The sequence below is a fragment of the Lachnoclostridium edouardi genome, assembly GCF_900240245.1.
In the GTDB taxonomy this organism is placed as follows: Bacteria; Bacillota; Clostridia; order Lachnospirales; family Lachnospiraceae; genus Lachnoclostridium_A; species Lachnoclostridium_A edouardi.
In genome coordinates, this window is record NZ_OESQ01000001.1 from 2,646,332 (window position 1) to 2,663,892 (window position 17,561).

Consider the following 17,561-nt stretch of genomic DNA (forward strand, 5'->3'; position numbering starts at 1 on the left):
AATAATGCTACAATCTCCATGTAATTCGGAGGGAAAAATATGAGCAAATTGCATGAGGGACAGATAGGGTCTGTATATCAGGTTGAGAATGTTGTTGTGGACGAGAGGCTGACAAGAAGGCTGGAGGCTTTAGGCGTAAATGAAGGCACTTTTGTCACAGTTATGAATAAAAAAGGAAGCGGCACTTTAATTATAAAGGTCAGAGGAACAAGACTGGCTTTAGGCAGAAGAATTGCAGATGGAATTCAGGTCAGGGAGGTGCCGCAAAATGGCTGACAGCAGTAGTGAGAGAGAGATACGGGTGGGTTTTGTGGGAAATCCAAACTGTGGAAAAACCACCTTATTTAATGCTTTCACCGGGGCTAATTTAAAGGTAGCCAACTGGCCGGGAGTAACAGTAGAGCGTGTAGAAGGACAGATGAATTATAAAGGAAGGCCTATTAAGGTGATTGATCTTCCGGGAATCTACAGCTTAACCTCCTACACAATAGAGGAAATTGTTACCAGAAAGTGTATTGAAGATAACGAGGTGGATGTAATCATTAATGTTGTAGACGCCTCGTCTTTAGAAAGAAATCTATACTTGACTTTGCAGCTTTTGGAACTGAGAAAGCCTGTTATTTTAGCTTTAAATATGATGGACATTGTGGAAGAAAGAGGTATGGAGATTGATCTTCACCGCCTTCCTGAAATGCTGGGGGAAATACCAGTAGTTCCTGTGTCCGCCAGAAAGAGAACAGGTTTGGATGTGCTGATGCACGCAGTAGTGCATCACTATGAGGAAGGTCCCAAAGGAATCGTGGTCCGATATGACAGCTTCCTGGAAGGCAAAATTATGGAGACGCAGCAGGCGCTTCAGTCTAAGTATGGGGAAATGGAAAATATGCGCTGGCACGCCATTAAGCTTCTGGAGTTTGATGAGGAAGTGGGCAAGGACCATCCTGTAGACATGAAAAATATTGTGTCTAAAAGCTATGAAAAGCAGATTATTAATGAGAAATACGACTATATAGATGAGATTATTAAAGAGTGTTTATTTAATAAAGATGAAAAGGAAGCGGCCACAGACAAAATCGACGTATATTTAACTCATCCAGTGTGGGGGATTCCTATTTTTCTTGGGATTATGGCGGCGGTTTTCTTTTTTACTTTTACAGTAGGCGACTTTTTGAAAGGCTACTTTGAAATAGGTTTAGACTGGGTTTCTGTAAATCTATTAGCTTTGCTAAACAATCTGCAGGTAGCTTCCTGGATGACAGCTTTGATTGTAGACGGAATTGTAGCGGGAGTAGGAGGAATTCTTACATTTCTGCCTAATATATTTATTTTGTTTTTGGCATTGGCATTTTTAGAGGACAGCGGGTATATGGCCAGGGTTGCCTATGTAATGAATGAGACTATGAGTATGGTAGGCCTGTCTGGAAAAGCCTTTCTTCCTATGCTGCTGGGATTTGGCTGTACAGTGCCTGCAGTTATGGCTACCAGAGCCCTGCCAAGTGAAAAAGACAGAAAGAGGACAATACTGATTACGCCTTTTATGTCCTGCTCAGCCAGACTTCCTATTTATGTGCTGTTTGCAGACATGTTTTTTCCGGATCACGCCTTATATGTAGCATATTCCTTGTATTTGGTGGGATTGGCAGTGGCCATAATCGTAGCCTTTATAGTACATAAAATGAATCCTTCTGATGAAGAGGATACACTTTTAATTGAGCTTCCAGAATATAAAACGCCTAATGCCAGAACAGTGGCGATTTATGTGTGGGATAAAGTAAAGGATTATTTATCTAAGGCAGGTACTACTATCTTCATTGCCTCAATAATTTTGTGGTTTGTATTAAACACTGGAACAGAAGGGTTTGTAGATGATGTGTCTAACAGCTTTGCCGCAATGTTCGGCCGACTTTTAGTTCCTGTGTTGATTCCTGCAGGCCTGGGAAGCTGGCAGATTGCAGTGGCTTTAATCTCCGGGTTATCAGCAAAGGAAGTAGTAGTGTCCAGTTTTTCTGTGCTTTATGGCATCAACAATATAAACTCTGCTTCAGGCATGGACGCTTTGTCTCAGCTGTTAAATAACAGCGGCTTTACAGCGGTCAGCGCCTACGCTTTAATGATTTTCTGCCTGCTTTATTCTCCGTGTATGGCGGCGGTGGCAACTATTAAGCGGGAAACTAGATCGTGGGCTTGGACCTTGAAAATGGTTGGATTTCAGCTGCTTATTGCATGGGCAGGCGCAGTGCTGGTATATCAAATCGGAAGCAGAATTTTTTAAAAAAAAGTTTGATAATGAAAAAGGGGAGAGCTGTAGATTAAAATTAATCTGCAGAGCTTCCTTTTTTGCAGTATATGTATATAGGAAGATTATCATTTACGGAAGTCTGGCGCATATCCCAGAGGGCATATAGATGCTGTCAGAATGGCGGGAATAAAGATAAATGTGGTCAGACAGCCACTCCTCCCTGGCAACCTCCCCGGCATTTACCTCAGCTACCATATGGTTTAAAGCCTGGTAAGAAGACTTCCCGTTGTCTGGCAAAAGCAAGACCTCGTGGATACTGGAGGGCAGAATAATTAAATCAGTTCCAATACTGCAGGCCAGAGAGTTGAGAATACCTGGATATAAAAGGCAGCAGGCGCCAAAGGTTTCACACATATTAGTGAGAACATACATAGCAGGCCGTTCCTTTCTGCACTGCTTAATAATATTATCTACCAGCTGTTCACAGTCTTCTGATTCAGAGACATTTGCCATCTGAGTCAGAAGATGATCCATAGTATTTAATTGATAAGGAAATAGTAAAGGGGTATTATAATGAGCGGCCTGAAATAAGTCCTGAACAGTCAGATGCCAGTGGTCCATTTGAGAAGTAGTAATCAGAGAGCTGTAAAAATGATCGCTTGTGTGGAGAGCCAAATAAAAAGTTATGCTGAGATCTAAAAAAGGAATATGGGGAAGGGTTTTTAGAAGCTCTTTATTATCGCCTGTATGAATCAGTTTGTAGGCAAGTGCTTTACTGGCAGAAGAGAAATCTGAAAAAGTATTTTCCATCAGATCTTCTGAGACTGCATTTTCATGGAACAGCTGGAAAATATCTTCTGCCAAATGTTCAATAGGAATATGATTGAGACATTGCTGATAAAAAGCTTCCATATAAATGGTAGAACCTATAAAGCTGTTTTTGTGCCAGATATTCAGCCCTTGAAGTAAAACTCCGTTATTTTTGCGGACTTGTTCCAGAGAGATCAGGTAATCAGAGCCAAAAAGATGTGATACAGCCTGTAAAATAAGCTGCAGAAATACATCATATGCCATTGCGTATGTACCTCCTTAGATATAAAATTGAAATCAGGGAATAGTTGATTTTAAGATTTTCTTTGTGCAGTGTATGCAGCTGGAAAAATAGAAGTGTTTTAGATTCAGACCTGAAAATAATAATTTTATTATATCGAAAGACCAACTTTGGCGCAACCAGGAAATTCTGAATTTTATATAAACCGGAAAATTAAGAAGTGAAATAAAAGTTTTTAAATCAATAGGGAAAAGGAGATAATAGTGAAAGAGGACAGAAATATAAGAAAACATATATATTTTTCAGGAATGGTACAGGGAGTAGGATTTCGATACCGTTCTCATTATATTGCACAATCTTTAGGTTTAACAGGCTGGGTGAGCAATTTGTGGGACGGGAGAGTGGAAATGGAGGTACAGGGGAAGGCAGAGGCTATAGAAAAAATGATAGAGCAGCTTTTTCAGGCCAGATTTATTCAGATTGACAATATAGAAGCAAAAGAAATTCCTGTGCAGCCAGAGGGCAGTTTTTCTATAAAGTAATAGACCAAATAGACCATGGAAAGGAATAAATTGTGAATAAGAATCAGCAAATGTCAGATGAAGAATGTAAGGAAGTTTTTGAGTATTACGGAAAACAAAAGGATAAGAAATCTCAGGAACAGCTGGTGGCTATGCTTTCTGAAATACAGGAGATATGCGGATTTATTTCTCCGGAAATGGCAGAAAAAGCGGCGGAGACTGCAGGTGTAAAACAAACAGTGATAGATTCATTAGTCAGGCTGTATCCCAGCCTGAAGGCTGCGCCATACAGGCACAAAATAGTTATGTGTACTGGAGCCAGATGTAAAGAAAATGGCAGCGCGCCGCTAATTAAAATGGCAAGAGAGCTTTTAAAGACAGATAAAAACGGTTTATCATCAGACAAAAGTATATTGCTGGAGACAAGGGACTGTTTAAAGCAATGTAAATCAGGTCCTAATATTTCAGTAGACGGGGAAATTGTGAATCACATAGGGGAAAAGGAATTAAAGCAGGTCATAGAATCTCTGGAAAATAAAGAAAAAGCCTTATATTAAGCGCTTTCCTGATTTTTCGCTTAAAATAAGACCTTGTTTATATTTTTACAAATGCACCTGATAGGAATCGAACCTACGCACGCAGCTCCGGAGGCCACTGCTCTATCCACTGAGCTACAGGTGCAACAGTGATATTTTACTACAGAATATGGGGAACTGCAAGCACTTATTTCAGTTTTGGTTGATTTTTATGTAATATTTTGTTAAAATATACGGAGACTTTGGTTAATAAATATCCAATCATAGGAGGATACAGCCGGAATGCAAAGAAGAAGAGAGAATATGCCCTTGGGCGGATTTGATTTACAGAGAGCCGTCCGTCTGCTGGTAATTCCCCTTATTGTTATTATTCTGATTTTCGTCATTGTGATTATGGACAAGTCTCCAAAGGCAGAGGAAGCGGACGCAGATCCTTCTGTATCTGAGATATCTACAGATATAGAGGGAGATTCTGGAAGCAATGCTGAGGACGGCGGCGAAGCCGGCAGTTCGGATTCTGAAAATCAGGATCAGGACGCAGAGAATGGCGATGAACTGAAAAAGGATGCAATACCAGAAATAAACGCTCTTATGGAAGAGTATTGTGCTGCAAAGGTAAGCTGTGATGCAGAAACAATGTACCGTTTGTACGGAAAGACTGATATGACAGGTGTAGAGGACCTACAGGAGAAAATGCAGTGGAGAGCAAAATATATTGACTCCTTCCAGAACATTGTCTGTTATACTGCGCCTGGTCTGGATGAAAATTCCTATGTAGTTTATGTGAGAACTGATATTAAGTTCCGTGTGACAGATACTTTGGCTCCCAATTTAATGTGGTGCTATGTAACAAAAGATGAAAGTGGCAACTTTTATATTGTGGAGGATGTTTCAGATGAGATTCTAAAGTATGTGGCTCAGATCGAGCAGACAGAGAGCGTCCGCCTGCTGGCAGCTCAGATGAATATAGAGCTGGAGGAGGCTGTGGCCTCAGATACAAAGCTGGCCAGCGCTTACGGCATGTTAAGAGATGGCTCAGATGAGACAGAAGAAAATCTGCTTCAGCCTGCCACGGAGGCTTCTGTGGAGGAAAGCAGTTCCTCTGAGGAACAAAGCCAGGCAGAAGGAGAAAGCGCTGCTTTAGAGGACACTGAGCAGGCCTTGGAAAGTAATCAGGAAACAGAGGCGCCGTCTGAAACTGGCGCAGAATAAAACTGTGAAAAAGCAAAAGCGTACAGGGGGCTGCTGCAGGTTGACATGATTCGCCTGCGGCGGCTTTCTTTCACATAAAGACAGGAGAAAAACTATGAATGTAAAAGACTTTTATTTTGATTTGCCTGAGGAGCTAATTGCCCAGGACCCTTTAGAGGACCGTTCCTCCTCAAGACTTTTGGTGTTAGATAAACATACGGGGGAGGTAGAGCACAAAGTATTCCGGGATATTTTATCTTACTTAAAAAAAGGAGATTGCCTGGTGATTAATGACACTAAGGTAATTCCGGCCCGTTTGTTTGGGACTAAAACAGATACTGAAGCAAAGATTGAGGTTCTGCTTTTAAAAAGAAAGGAAAAGGATATTTGGGAAGTACTTGTAAAACCAGGAAAAAAGGCCAGACCGGGGGCTGAGATTTCTTTTGGAGGCGGATTATTAAAAGGAAAGATTATAGATGTGGTAGATGAGGGAAATAGATTAATTCAATTTTCCTACGAAGGGATTTTTGAAGAAATATTAGACCAGCTGGGGCAGATGCCCCTGCCTCCTTATATCACTCATCAGCTGCAGGACAAAAACAGATACCAGACTGTATATGCAAAGCACGACGGCTCTGCAGCGGCGCCTACAGCAGGACTTCATTTTACAAAGGAGCTGCTGCAGCAGATAAAAGAAAAAGGGGTGGAAATCGCCCATGTAACCTTACATGTAGGTTTAGGCACCTTCCGGCCTGTAAAGGTGGAAAATGTATTGGATCACCACATGCATTCAGAGTTTTATATGGTGGAGGAATCAGAGGCGGAGAAAATTAATTCTGCAAAAAAACAGGGAGGCAGAGTGATCTGCGTAGGAACCACCAGCTGCCGGACCTTAGAATCAGCCGCTGGAGAGGACGGAGTATTAAAGCCAGGCAGCGGATGGACAGATATTTTTATTTATCCAGGCTATAAATTTAAAATCTTAGATGCCTTAATTACAAATTTCCACTTACCTGAATCCACTTTAGTAATGTTAGTTTCCGCCCTGGCAGGCAGAGATTATGTGCTGTCGGCTTATGAGAAGGCAATTCAGGAGAAGTACAGATTCTTTAGCTTTGGGGATGCGATGTTTATTCAATAGTAATCTGCGCTATCAGTGGGCAGAGAAGGATAAGCGAGGAATAAACAATATGAGTCAGGAGAAAATAATATGGAAGAAATGCGCCTGAACAAATTTTTAAGTGATTCAGGAATCTGTTCCAGGAGAGAGGCAGACAGGCTGATTGAGGCCGGAGAAGTAACTGTGGACGGGAAAACTGCAGTTATGGGGATGAAGGTAACTGGCGCAGAGAGGATTGTGTGCAGGGGAGCGGCTGTCAGTGAAAAAAAGAAGGATAAGCCGGTGCTTTTGGCAGTAAATAAGCCGAAAGGAATTGTGTGCACCACAACAGATAAAGACAGAGCCCCTAATATAGTAGAATATTTACAATACCCTGTAAGAATATATCCAGTAGGCCGTTTAGATAAAGACTCTACAGGACTGATTCTGATGACAAATCAAGGGGATATTGTAAATAAAATTCTTAGAGGAAGCAACAACCATGAAAAAGAGTACATGGTTCGGGTAAATCAGCCTTTGACAGAAGAATTTTTAAAGAAAATGAGGTCAGGGGTGGAAATTTTAGATACAGTGACAAAACCTTGCTTTGTAGAAAAGACAGGAGGATATACCTTCCGCATCATTCTCACCCAGGGGCTGAACAGGCAAATACGAAGAATGTGCCAGGCATTAGGCTACAGGGTAGTGGCTTTAAAAAGAGTGCGGATTATGAATATCAGACTGGGAGATTTAAAGCTGGGAGAATACAGGGAGATAACGGCAGAAGAAATGGAAGAGCTGGAGAGGCTGCTTTCCGGCTCGTCTAATTTGCCAGGTAAGGCTGAAAACAGAAAAAAGGAAAGTGAAAGGAAAATAGTAAAGGACAGAATATGGAAGAAAAAATCCTGAAAATGAAAGAGCTGATTAAAACCCTGAATGAAGCCGGAAAGGCTTATTATCAGGAAAGCCGGGAGCTGATGAGCAATTACGAGTACGATAAACTGTATGACCAGCTGACAGATCTGGAGAAAGAAACAGGAATTATTTTTTCAAACAGCCCAACTCAAAAGGTTGGATATCAGGTGCTTAGCCAGCTGCCAAAGGAGACCCATGACAGCCCTATGCTGTCTTTAAATAAGACAAAAAGCGTGGAAGAGCTGGGGCAGTGGCTGGGAGATAAAGAAGGGCTGTTGTCCTGGAAAATGGACGGGCTTACTATTGTACTTACCTACGAGGGAGGAGTTCTCAGTAAGGCTGTTACAAGAGGAAATGGGGAGATCGGCGAGGTTATCACCAACAATGCCAAGGCCTTTGCTAACCTGCCCTTAAATATCAGCTATAAGGGACAGCTGATTTTACGTGGGGAAGCTGTTATAAAATATTCTGATTTTAAGAAAATCAACGAGGAAATTCAGGATGTAGACGCCAGATATAAAAATCCCAGAAATCTTTGCAGCGGCTCAGTAAGACAGTTAAACAGCCAGATTACAGCTGAGAGAAACGTTCATTTTTTTGCCTTTGCTTTAGTGCAGGCTGAGGGAGTGGATTTTCATAATTCCAGAAACCGGCAGTTTCAGTGGCTGAAACACCAGGGATTTGAAACTGTAGAATGGAAAATGGTAACAGGGGAGAATCTTTCTGAAAAGATACAGGAATTTGCTCATGCAGTGGAAAAAAATGACGTTCCGTCTGACGGGCTGGTGCTGTTATTTGACGACATTGAATACGGCCGCTCCTTAGGCAGAACAGCCAAGTTTCCAAGGGATTCTATTGCTTTTAAATGGGCAGATGAAACTCAGGAGACAAAGCTGAGTTATATTGAGTGGAGCGCTTCCAGAACAGGGCTGATTAATCCTGTGGCAGTATTTGAGCCAGTAGAACTGGAGGGAACTACAGTCAGCCGCGCCAGTGTTCACAACATTAGTATTATGGAGTCTTTGCAGCTGGGAGAGGGAGATCAAATTACAGTATATAAGGCCAATATGATTATTCCCCAGATTGCAGAGAACCTGACAAGAAGCGGAGTAAAAAATATTCCCACAGAATGTCCGGTGTGCGGGGGGCCTACAGAAATCAGACAGGTTAACGATGTAAAATCCCTTTACTGCACAAATCCAGACTGTCAGGCAAAGAAAATAAAAAGCTTTACTTTATTTGTCAGCAGAGACGCTTTAAATATTGACGGGCTTTCTGAAGCTACCCTGGAAAAGTTTATCGGGGAAGGATTTATCCACGAATACGCTGATATATTTCACTTAGACAGACATAAAGAAGCGATTGTAGAAATGGAAGGCTTTGGGCAGAAGTCTTACGACAATTTAATTGAAGCGGTGAAAAAAGCTTCCGCCACCACCTTGCCCAGACTGATTTACGGGTTGGGAATAACAGGCATTGGAGTTGCCAACGCAAAAGTACTTTGCCGCCATTTCCATTATGATTTCCAGGCAATGAGAGCCGCCAAAGAGGAAGAATTGGTGGAGGTAGACGGAATCGGAGCTGTGTTGGCAGAGGGCTGGTGCAGCTTCTTTGCTTCAGAAAAAAATAATAAGATTGTAGACCATCTCCTTAGTGAGCTGACCATTGAAAATGAAGATATAGAAGATGAGGAAGAGCAGGTATTCCAGGGAAAGAACTTCGTGGTAACTGGTTCTGTAGAGAAATTTTCCAACAGAAAGGAACTGCAGGCCTTTATTGAGGCGAAAGGCGGAAAGGTAACTGGCTCTGTCACTGCCAAAACCTCTTATTTGATTAATAATGACGCGACTTCCGGATCTTCAAAAAATAAAAAGGCAAAAGAATTGGGAATCCCTATTTTGACAGAGGAAGATTTTTTAAAGCTTCTTACAGAAGGGGAAGGTTAGTCTTTGATTTTTGCACTTATCTGTGATATGATGGCATACAGAAAATATAGAAAACGAGGGAATTGACGCACATGCCCATTAAAGTACAAAACGGGCTTCCGGCCAAAACTGCGCTGGAGGCAGAAAATATATTTGTTATGGACGAAGCCAGGGCTTTAAGCCAGGACATTCGTCCACTGGAAATTTTAATTTTAAATCTCATGCCGTTAAAGGAAGAAACGGAGCTGCAGCTTTTGAGGGTAATGTCTAACACTCCTTTGCAGGTAAACTGTACGTTCCTCATGGTATCCAGCCACGTGGCTAAAAATACTTCTGCCAGTCATTTAAATCAGTTTTATGTATACTTTGACGATATAAAAAAGAAAAAGTTTGACGGTATGATTATTACAGGAGCGCCTGTGGAAAATATGGAATACGAGCAGGTGCATTACTGGGAAGAGCTGACTAAGATTATGGAGTGGAGCAAGCGCCATGTAACCTCTACTATGCATATTTGCTGGGGGGCTCAGGCCGGTTTATATTATCATTATGGAATTCCTAAATACAACAGAAAAGAAAAGCTGTCAGGAGTGTACAGCCACAAGGTGATTCACAGAAAAGTGCCTTTGGTGCGCAGTATGGACGATATATTTTTGTGCCCTCATTCCAGATATACAGAGGTGCGCAGAGAAGATATAGAGAAACAGCCTGGATTAGAGATTTTGGCAGAGTCAGAGGAGGCTGGAATCCTGATTGTAATCAGCAAAGACGGGCGTCAGGTATTTGTCCAGGGCCATCCTGAATACGACAGAATGACATTGGCAGGAGAATACCACAGAGATTTGGAGAGGGGACTGAATCCTAAGGTGCCGTGCAATTATTATGAAAATAATGATCCTTTCTCCACCCCCCTTTTAAATTGGAGAAATTTCTCCGGAACTTTGTATTCTAACTGGCTGAACTATTACGTTTACCAGGTAACTCCGTATCTGTTAGACAGTGAAGAGTAAGGCCTGAAAAGTATTTATTATGAAATAAAAAGTATCTGAGGTGTGAATATGAGATTTGAATATCCAGCCGTTATTGGCTGTAAAGAAGATGGAACATATTATATTTATTTTCCTGATTTGGAAGATTGCTATGTGGAAGGCGCGTATTTAGAGCAGGCCATTGACCGGGCGAAAGAAGCTGAGGCCAACTGGATTATGCTGGAGCTGGAGGAGACTACCCAGCTGCCGTATCATACGCCATTAGAGAAAATTCAATTAAAAGAAGGGGAAAGAATTCAGTATATTGCTACGCGTATAAAGTTTGTAGAAGGATATGACTGATAAAATATTAAGGGAGAAGGTTATGATAAGAATCAGGGGAAAATTGGTTTTGTGGGCAGCAATTTTAGCTGTGTCCACATTATTAAACGGATGTCAGAATAAAGCAGAAAAGTCTGCAGAAACAAATCAGAGCGCCGTAGAGACTGAAGAGAGTGCAATAGAAATGCAGGAAGAAGTGACAGAGGGAGCTGCGGACAGTCAAACTGAAACAGAGGAAACAAAAGGTGAGGCCAAGGAGGAAGGGCGGTATAATAAAAAGCCTGATCCAGTGGCTTCAGAGGGCAGCAAAATCTTATTTGTAGGCAACAGCCATACATATGTAAATAATCTGCCAGGTATGTTTTTAGAGTTGGCTTTTGCAGGAGGCCATAATGTAGATGTTTACGATTTGACAGAAGGCATGTACTATTTAGAAATGTTTGCAGATCCGGAAGATGAGCTGGGGGCAATTCTTTACCAGGCTTTGACAGAGGAAAAATGGGACTTTGTATTTCTGCAGGATAATACAAACGCCGTTTTCAGCAAAGCAGAGGAAAAGATGTTTCCTTATGCCAGAATCCTGAATGAGAAAATTAAAAATGCAGGAGGCCAGACAGGATTTTTTATGACTTGGTCCCCTGAAGACGGTACGGGAATTTTTGGCGCAGAAACAGTGCAGAAGGCTCTTTCCCAAAGCTACCAGACAATTGCCAGAGAACTGGACAGCTTATTGCTGCCAGGAGGAGACTTGTTTATGGAAGCCCTTTCCCAAGATTCTGAACTGCAGCTTTGGGGAGAGGATGGTCAGCATCCTTCTGAAACAGGTACATACTTAACAGCGTGCGCAGCTTATGCATTGCTGTTTCAGGAAACGCTTGAGGGAAATCAGTATATAGATGTGCTGGATCAGGAAACTGCTGGAAGGCTTCAGAAAATCGCCGCTGACTATATGCTGGGGGAAAGTTTATAACTACATTCCTATATTGCATGTAAGTGCCCAAAATACGGGCACTTTATACAGGCAGGAAAATAAAATTAATGTTTGTGAAATAAAAGAAGCAGGCCGCTGTAGGACAGGCTTAGGATTCCAATGTAAACGCATAGCTGAAGAAATTCAGGGAGAGTCGTTGGAAGTTTTAGCCATCCGGAGGCGGCTTTTGTGATGCCGGCGGAAATAAACAAGAAAAACGCCGGTTTTACAATCATCTGATAAGGATTCCAGGAAAAGGCAAAACATTTTTTTAAAGAATAAATGTGCAGCAGAGATAAAAAAAGCTCGCTGATTAACATTCCCCATAAAAGGGCCTGGATGCCAAAAACAGGAATGCCAAACAGCACAAATGCCAGTCTTAGGAGAAGAGCCGCCACATTCTGCACAAATGTGGCCGAGGTTTTTCCAAGGCCGTTTAAAATACTGCCGGTGGTGGTGGACAAATATAAAAAAGGGCAAAGCCAGGCCAGGATTTTAATAAAGTTTCCTGAGCTGGAGTCGTGGAACACTGTAAGGCCTAACTGGGAGCCGTAAAAGGTAAATACGCCGATACATAAAATTCCCATATACATGCTGTAGCGGACAGACATGGATATAGTGGAGGAAATGCTTTTCCAGTTGCCAAAGGACTGGGCTCTGGCCACTGTAGGCAGCAAAAGGACAGCTACAGAATTAGTAATAGCTGAAGGAAATAAAACAAAGGGCAGGGCCATGCCTGTAAGCACTCCGTAAACGTTTAAAGCCTCTGAGGAGGAAAGGCCGAAGGCCTGAAGTCTGTTGGGAATCCAAATGGCTTCCATACTGGCCAGAATATTTAAAACTAAGCGGTTTCCCATAAGGGGAAGGGCTAAGGCCATAAGAGGCGGGGCTGCTTCTCTTGCAGAGGCAAGAAAAGGGCAGCAGTTTTTATTCCCTCCTTTGGGAGGAAAGAGGCAGATAGATAAAAGGGTGTAAAAGGAAGAGGCGATTTCTCCGGAAAGATGGCCTAAAACAGCCAGCTGTACAGTAATAACAATCCCCTTTTCCGCCATAATCCCTGCCAGGAGAAATACTACTCCGATTCTGACCAGCTGTTCCGCCAGCTGGGAAAAAGCCGGCACCTTGGTTTTCTGAAGACCATAATAATATCCGTTAATACAGGCGTGGATAGCAGAGCAGGGCACAGATACGGCAACAAAAGGCAAAAGGGGAGCGCACCGCTCTTCCATAAGCAGATTCACTGCCAGAAAATCTCCAAAGTTCCAAATAATACATCCAAGGAAAACGGCCATAGTCAGAGAAATTACAAGGCCAGCCTTAAAAGCAGCTCTTCCCCTTTCCACATTAGAGGCAACTGCCTGGGAAACGGCGGTTTGAATAGAGCCGGCGCATAAGGCAAAGCAGATTCCGAAAACAGGGTGGACCATGTTGTAAAGTCCCAGCCCTTCTGCTCCTATGGTTCTGGAAAGAAAAATCCGGTAGAAAAAGCCTAAGATTCTGCAGGCAAAGCCGGTGGCTGTTAATAGAAGGGTTCCTGTAAGAAAAGCACGTTTTTGCTGAGAAATATTCATAATTATCCCTGAAAATGGAAATTATTATATTATATTTTGGACAAAATTTGATTATTCCTATTGAATTTATAGGAATATACTATATAATGGAAGCTGTAGATGAAGCTTTTAACTTCTGTTCTACGTAATATTAAGAACGGCCCTGATTTGGAGACACCAAAAAACAGGGATAGAAAGGCGGATTATATGAATAAAATCATTTATCTTGACAACGCGGCAACGACGAAAACGCGGCCAGAGGTCGTGGAAGCTATGCTGCCTTATTTTACAGAATATTATGGAAATCCATCTTCTGTATATGAATTTTCTAACCAGAGTAAGCAGGCTATCAGCCATACCAGAGAGGTAATTGCAAAGGCTCTCTCAGTAAAACCAAATGAAATTTATTTTACTGCAGGGGGAACAGAGGCTGACAACTGGGCTATTAAAGCAGCAGCCGAAGCTTACGAAAGCAAGGGAAAGCACATTATAACAAGCAAGATTGAACACCACGCTGTGCTTCACACTTGTGAGTATCTGGAGCGGAAGGGATTTCAGGTTACGTATTTAGATGTAGACGAAAATGGATTGATCAGCTTAGAAGAGCTGGAAAAAGCCATTCGTCCTGATACAATACTGATTTCTATTATGTTTGCAAACAATGAAATCGGTACAGTGGAGCCAATAGAAGAGATTGGAAAGATAGCGAAAAAGCACGGCGTTTTATTCCACACAGACGCAGTCCAGGCATTTGGACACATTCCGATTCACGCAGATCAGTGTAATATTGATATGCTTAGCGCCAGCGGCCATAAGCTGAACGGCCCTAAGGGCATCGGATTTTTATATATTAGAACAGGCTTAAAGCTGGGCTCCTTTATTCACGGAGGCGCTCAGGAAAGAAAAAGGCGTGCAGGCACAGAGAATGTGCCGGGAATTGCAGGTCTTGGAAAAGCAGTGGAAATCGCTGTGAATACAATGGAAGAGCGCAGCCGGAAGGAAAAAGAGCTGAGAGATTATTTAATAGAAAAGGTTATGGCCTCTGTTCCTTACACAAGGATTAACGGCCATAGGGAGCAAAGACTGTCCAATAACGTAAATTTTGCATTCCAGTTTATTGAAGGAGAATCTTTATTGATTATGCTGGATATGGCCGGCATCTGCGGCTCCAGCGGTTCTGCATGTACTTCGGGCTCATTAGACCCGTCTCACGTGCTGCTGGCCATCGGACTGCCTCACGAGATCGCCCACGGTTCTCTTCGTTTAAGCTTAAATGAAGAAAACACAAAGGAAGAGATGGATTACGTTGCAGAGAAAATTAAAGAGATAGTAGAACGTTTAAGAAATATGTCTCCTTTATATGAGGACTTTGTGAAAAAGAATTTAAAATAAAGAGAAAGGAAAGGACGCCAGGCTGGGGCCGGCAGGCAAAAGGCCAGCAAGTTCCGCCTGGAGCTTTTAGGTAAATATATGTATACAGAAAAAGTAATGGATCATTTTGAGCATCCCAGAAATGTAGGAGAAATTGAAAACGCAAGCGGGACAGGCACTGTAGGAAACGCTAAGTGCGGGGATATTATGAGAATTTATCTGGACATTGACGAGAACCAGATTATTCGGGACGTAAAATTTAAGACATTTGGCTGCGGGGCAGCTGTGGCTACCAGCAGCATGGCTACAGAAATGGTAAAAGGCAAATCTGTTCAGGAAGCCATGGAAGTGACAAACAAGGCTGTTTGCGAAGCTTTGGACGGACTGCCTCCTGTAAAAGTACACTGTTCCCTTCTGGCAGAGGAGGCAATTCATGCAGCTCTCTGGGACTATGCCGAGAAAAACGGAATCCATATTGAGGGACTGAAGAAGCCTAAGTCTGATATTGGAGAAGAGGAAGTAGAGGAAGAATATTAATCCTTGAAAAAAGAGTAAAAACAGGTTTTTCAAATAAAAGATAATCTGGAGAATAAGGGATGAGCGGAAAAAAAGTAGTAGTAGGCATGTCAGGAGGAGTAGATTCTTCTGTAGCTGCCTGGCTGTTAAAAAAACAGGGATATGACGTGATCGGCGTAACTATGCAGATCTGGCAGGAAGAGGAACAGGCAGTACAGGAGGAAAACGGAGGCTGCTGCGGTTTAAGCGCTGTGGAGGACGCCAGAAAAGTGGCCTGGGAGCTGGGCATTCCTTATTACGTAATGAATTTCAGGAAAGAATTTAAGTCTCATGTAATGGATTATTTTGTAGATGAGTACGTACACGGGCGCACCCCTAATCCCTGTATAGCCTGCAACCGTTTTGTAAAGTGGGAATCCCTTTTAAAACGCAGCATGGATATTGGAGCAGAATATATTGCCACCGGCCATTACGCAAGGGTGGAGCAGCTGCCAAACGGCAGATATGCTTTAAGAAAATCTGCCACAGCCGCCAAGGATCAGACATACGCTTTATATAATCTGACTCAGCAGCAGCTTTCCCACACCCTGATGCCGGTGGGAGATTATACAAAAGAGGAAATCAGGGCTATGGCGGAGGAGATGAATCTGCCTGTGGCTCACAAAAAGGACAGCCAGGAAATCTGTTTTATTCCTGATAATGACTATGCAAAATTTATTGAGGAAAATGCCGGGCATGTGCCTCCGGAAGGTGATTTTGTAGATATGGACGGAAAGGTGCTGGGCAGGCATAAAGGAATCTCCCACTATACCATTGGTCAGAGAAAAGGGTTAAATTTATCTATGGGCCATCCTGTTTTTGTGGCGGCCATCAGGCCAGAGACAAACCAGGTGGTAATTGGAAATTCTGATAATATTTTCACGGATACAGTGCGCTGCACCAATTTAAACTGGATGGCAGTGGACGGGCTTCACGGTGAGACTATGAAGGTGGACGCCAAAATCAGATACAGTCATAAGGGAGCCGGATGTCAGATTAAAGAGCTGGAGAAGGGCATAGTAGAATGTGTATTTGAGGAGCCCCAGAGGGCGCCTACTCCCGGTCAGGCGGTGGTGTTTTACAGCGGAGACTATGTGGTGGGAGGAGGGACCATTTTATGAAAAACAGATGGAAATTCCTGAAATATATAATATTTAGCTGCGCCTTATCTGCAGCAGCCGTGGTTTCTGCAACTGGCTGCGGCAAATTTGAGGATATTGCCTATGAAGAGGCAGAGGTAAGCAGTCTGGATATTTCCGTGACAAAGGAAACAGCTCCTGCTATGGAGGCGGTAGATCAGACTGTTTATGTAACAGGCTCTAATGTAAATGTGAGACAGGAGCCTGGGGCTTTTGGCGCAGTAATTACAAGACTGAATACAGGGGATTCCCTGAAAAGGACAGGCTACAATCAGTCCTGGAGCCGAGTGATTTACAATGGAGCCACAGCATATATTTCTTCTGATTACCTTTCCACAAAGAAGCCTGAACCTAAGGTGGTGGGAGAAACTGGTGAAGGTACAGAAAACTTATCAGAAGGCATAAAAGTAAGTCTGGATTCCTCCTGGAAATATGCTGATTTTGCAAAAATCACTTCAGGCGCAGCTGTTCTTTACCGGTCAGAGGCGGCAGGTAAAAAAGGAATTACAGTGTGCGTCAATCCAGGCCACGGCACAAAGGGCGGAAGCTCTGTAAAGACCCAGTGCCATCCGGACGGCACTCCAAAAGTGACGGGAGGAACTACTCAGTCTGGGGCCACCTCTGCGGTGGCAGTATCTTCAGGCACAGAGTTTTTAGACGGCACAGCGGAGCACAAGGTGACTTTGGCAGCAGCTAAAATTTTAAAGAAAAAGCTTTTGGCAGAGGGCTATGATGTGTTGATGATCAGGGAAAGCGACGACGTACAGCTGGACAACATAGCCAGAACAGTAATCGCCAACAATAAGGCGGACTGCCATATATCCCTGCACTGGGATTCTACTACAAGTGATAAAGGAGCCTTTTACATGAGCGTGCCTAATGTGGCTTCCTATAGAAATATGGAGCCTGTAAAGTCACATTGGCAGCAGCACAATGCTTTAGGGGAAAGTCTGGTAAGCGGTTTAAGGGCAGCTGGAGTAAAAATATTTTCCGGCGGAGCCATGGAAATGGACTTGACTCAAACCTCCTTTTCCACAATCCCCTCAATAGATATTGAGCTGGGTGACAGAGCTTCAGACCACTCGGAGGCTGCCCTGGAAAAGCTGGCGTCCGGCCTTGTAACAGGGGTGAATCAATATTTTAACAAGTAAACTTTCCCTAACCACTACACAAATCATGGAAAATCGTG

General features: G+C 42.9%; 17 protein-coding genes and 1 tRNA gene. 15 read left to right on the top strand and 3 right to left on the bottom strand.

The window, feature by feature from the left end; all coding sequences use genetic code 11:
• The first annotated feature begins 39 nt into the window (after positions 1 to 39).
• Both C1A07_RS12595 and feoB read left to right on the top strand, forming a co-directional pair.
• Entirely contained in the window at positions 40 to 276 is a 237-nt protein-coding gene (locus C1A07_RS12595; RefSeq protein ID WP_101877406.1) for a FeoA family protein, read from the top strand.
• Positions 269 to 2,272 carry a ferrous iron transport protein B gene (gene feoB, locus C1A07_RS12600; protein ID WP_180952255.1) on the top strand — a complete coding sequence of 668 codons (2,004 nt, stop codon included), beginning with the start codon at positions 269 to 271 and terminating at the stop codon, positions 2,270 to 2,272. The genes C1A07_RS12595 and feoB overlap by 8 nt, the downstream gene beginning before the upstream one ends.
• Before the next feature lie 96 nt (positions 2,273 to 2,368).
• Here the strand turns inward: feoB and C1A07_RS12605 are convergent, their stop codons facing one another.
• On the bottom strand, positions 2,369 to 3,313 hold the full coding sequence (locus C1A07_RS12605) for a DUF5688 family protein (RefSeq protein ID WP_101877408.1): 945 nt from the start codon (positions 3,311 to 3,313) through the stop codon (positions 2,369 to 2,371).
• A 240-nt stretch (positions 3,314 to 3,553) separates the two neighbouring features.
• Between C1A07_RS12605 and C1A07_RS12610 the strand changes: the two genes are divergently transcribed.
• Both C1A07_RS12610 and C1A07_RS12615 read left to right on the top strand, forming a co-directional pair.
• A complete protein-coding gene (locus C1A07_RS12610; RefSeq protein WP_101877409.1) occupies positions 3,554 to 3,832 on the top strand; it encodes an acylphosphatase in 279 nt (92 codons plus the stop codon).
• 32 nt (positions 3,833 to 3,864) lie between these two features.
• Positions 3,865 to 4,368, top strand: coding sequence for an NAD(P)H-dependent oxidoreductase subunit E (locus C1A07_RS12615; protein WP_101877410.1), 504 nt, complete (start codon positions 3,865 to 3,867; stop codon positions 4,366 to 4,368).
• Between the two features lie 52 nt (positions 4,369 to 4,420).
• Here the strand turns inward: C1A07_RS12615 and C1A07_RS12620 are convergent.
• Positions 4,421 to 4,492: transfer RNA gene (locus tag C1A07_RS12620), tRNA-Arg, on the bottom strand.
• A 137-nt stretch (positions 4,493 to 4,629) separates the two neighbouring features.
• Between C1A07_RS12620 and C1A07_RS12625 the strand changes: the two genes are divergently transcribed.
• The 7 genes from C1A07_RS12625 to C1A07_RS12655 all read left to right on the top strand — a co-directional run bounded on the left by C1A07_RS12625 (position 4,630) and on the right by C1A07_RS12655 (position 11,757).
• Positions 4,630 to 5,559, top strand: a complete 930-nt coding sequence (locus C1A07_RS12625) for a hypothetical protein (RefSeq protein WP_101877411.1) — start codon at positions 4,630 to 4,632, stop codon at positions 5,557 to 5,559.
• Positions 5,560 to 5,653: 94 nt separating this feature from the next.
• On the top strand, positions 5,654 to 6,679 hold the full coding sequence (gene queA, locus C1A07_RS12630; protein ID WP_101877412.1) for a tRNA preQ1(34) S-adenosylmethionine ribosyltransferase-isomerase QueA: 1,026 nt from the start codon (positions 5,654 to 5,656) through the stop codon (positions 6,677 to 6,679).
• A gap of 69 nt (positions 6,680 to 6,748) precedes the next feature.
• Entirely contained in the window at positions 6,749 to 7,546 is a 798-nt protein-coding gene (locus C1A07_RS12635) for a pseudouridine synthase (RefSeq protein ID WP_101877413.1), read from the top strand.
• Positions 7,528 to 9,498 (top strand): NAD-dependent DNA ligase LigA, encoded by a 1,971-nt coding sequence (ligA, locus tag C1A07_RS12640; protein WP_101877414.1) that lies wholly within the window; start codon positions 7,528 to 7,530, stop codon positions 9,496 to 9,498. Before C1A07_RS12635 ends, ligA begins: the two co-directional genes overlap by 19 nt.
• A gap of 71 nt (positions 9,499 to 9,569) precedes the next feature.
• Entirely contained in the window at positions 9,570 to 10,487 is a 918-nt protein-coding gene (gene metA / locus C1A07_RS12645) for a homoserine O-acetyltransferase MetA (protein WP_101877415.1), read from the top strand.
• 48 nt (positions 10,488 to 10,535) lie between these two features.
• A complete protein-coding gene (locus C1A07_RS12650; protein WP_101877416.1) occupies positions 10,536 to 10,808 on the top strand; it encodes a type II toxin-antitoxin system HicB family antitoxin in 273 nt (90 codons plus the stop codon).
• Between the two features lie 22 nt (positions 10,809 to 10,830).
• The gene (locus C1A07_RS12655) at positions 10,831 to 11,757 is read left to right on the top strand and encodes a DUF4886 domain-containing protein (RefSeq protein ID WP_101878144.1); all 927 of its coding nucleotides are present in this window, start codon (positions 10,831 to 10,833) and stop codon (positions 11,755 to 11,757) included.
• Between the two features lie 65 nt (positions 11,758 to 11,822).
• Here the strand turns inward: C1A07_RS12655 and C1A07_RS12660 are convergent, their stop codons facing one another.
• A complete protein-coding gene (locus C1A07_RS12660; protein ID WP_101877417.1) occupies positions 11,823 to 13,328 on the bottom strand; it encodes a polysaccharide biosynthesis protein in 1,506 nt (501 codons plus the stop codon).
• A gap of 186 nt (positions 13,329 to 13,514) precedes the next feature.
• Between C1A07_RS12660 and nifS the strand changes: the two genes are divergently transcribed.
• The 4 genes from nifS (at position 13,515) to C1A07_RS12680 (ending at position 17,523) form a co-directional block, all read left to right on the top strand.
• Entirely contained in the window at positions 13,515 to 14,699 is a 1,185-nt protein-coding gene (gene nifS / locus C1A07_RS12665) for a cysteine desulfurase NifS (RefSeq protein ID WP_101878145.1), read from the top strand.
• Positions 14,700 to 14,777: 78 nt separating this feature from the next.
• Positions 14,778 to 15,215, top strand: coding sequence for a Fe-S cluster assembly scaffold protein NifU (nifU, locus tag C1A07_RS12670; RefSeq protein WP_101877418.1), 438 nt, complete (start codon positions 14,778 to 14,780; stop codon positions 15,213 to 15,215).
• Positions 15,216 to 15,274: 59 nt separating this feature from the next.
• Positions 15,275 to 16,354: a tRNA 2-thiouridine(34) synthase MnmA gene (mnmA, locus tag C1A07_RS12675; protein ID WP_101877419.1), complete on the top strand. Its 1,080-nt coding sequence runs from the start codon at positions 15,275 to 15,277 to the stop codon at positions 16,352 to 16,354.
• A complete protein-coding gene (locus C1A07_RS12680) occupies positions 16,351 to 17,523 on the top strand; it encodes an N-acetylmuramoyl-L-alanine amidase (RefSeq protein WP_101877420.1) in 1,173 nt (390 codons plus the stop codon). The genes mnmA and C1A07_RS12680 overlap by 4 nt, the downstream gene beginning before the upstream one ends.
• The last annotated feature ends 38 nt before the right edge of the window (positions 17,524 to 17,561 follow it).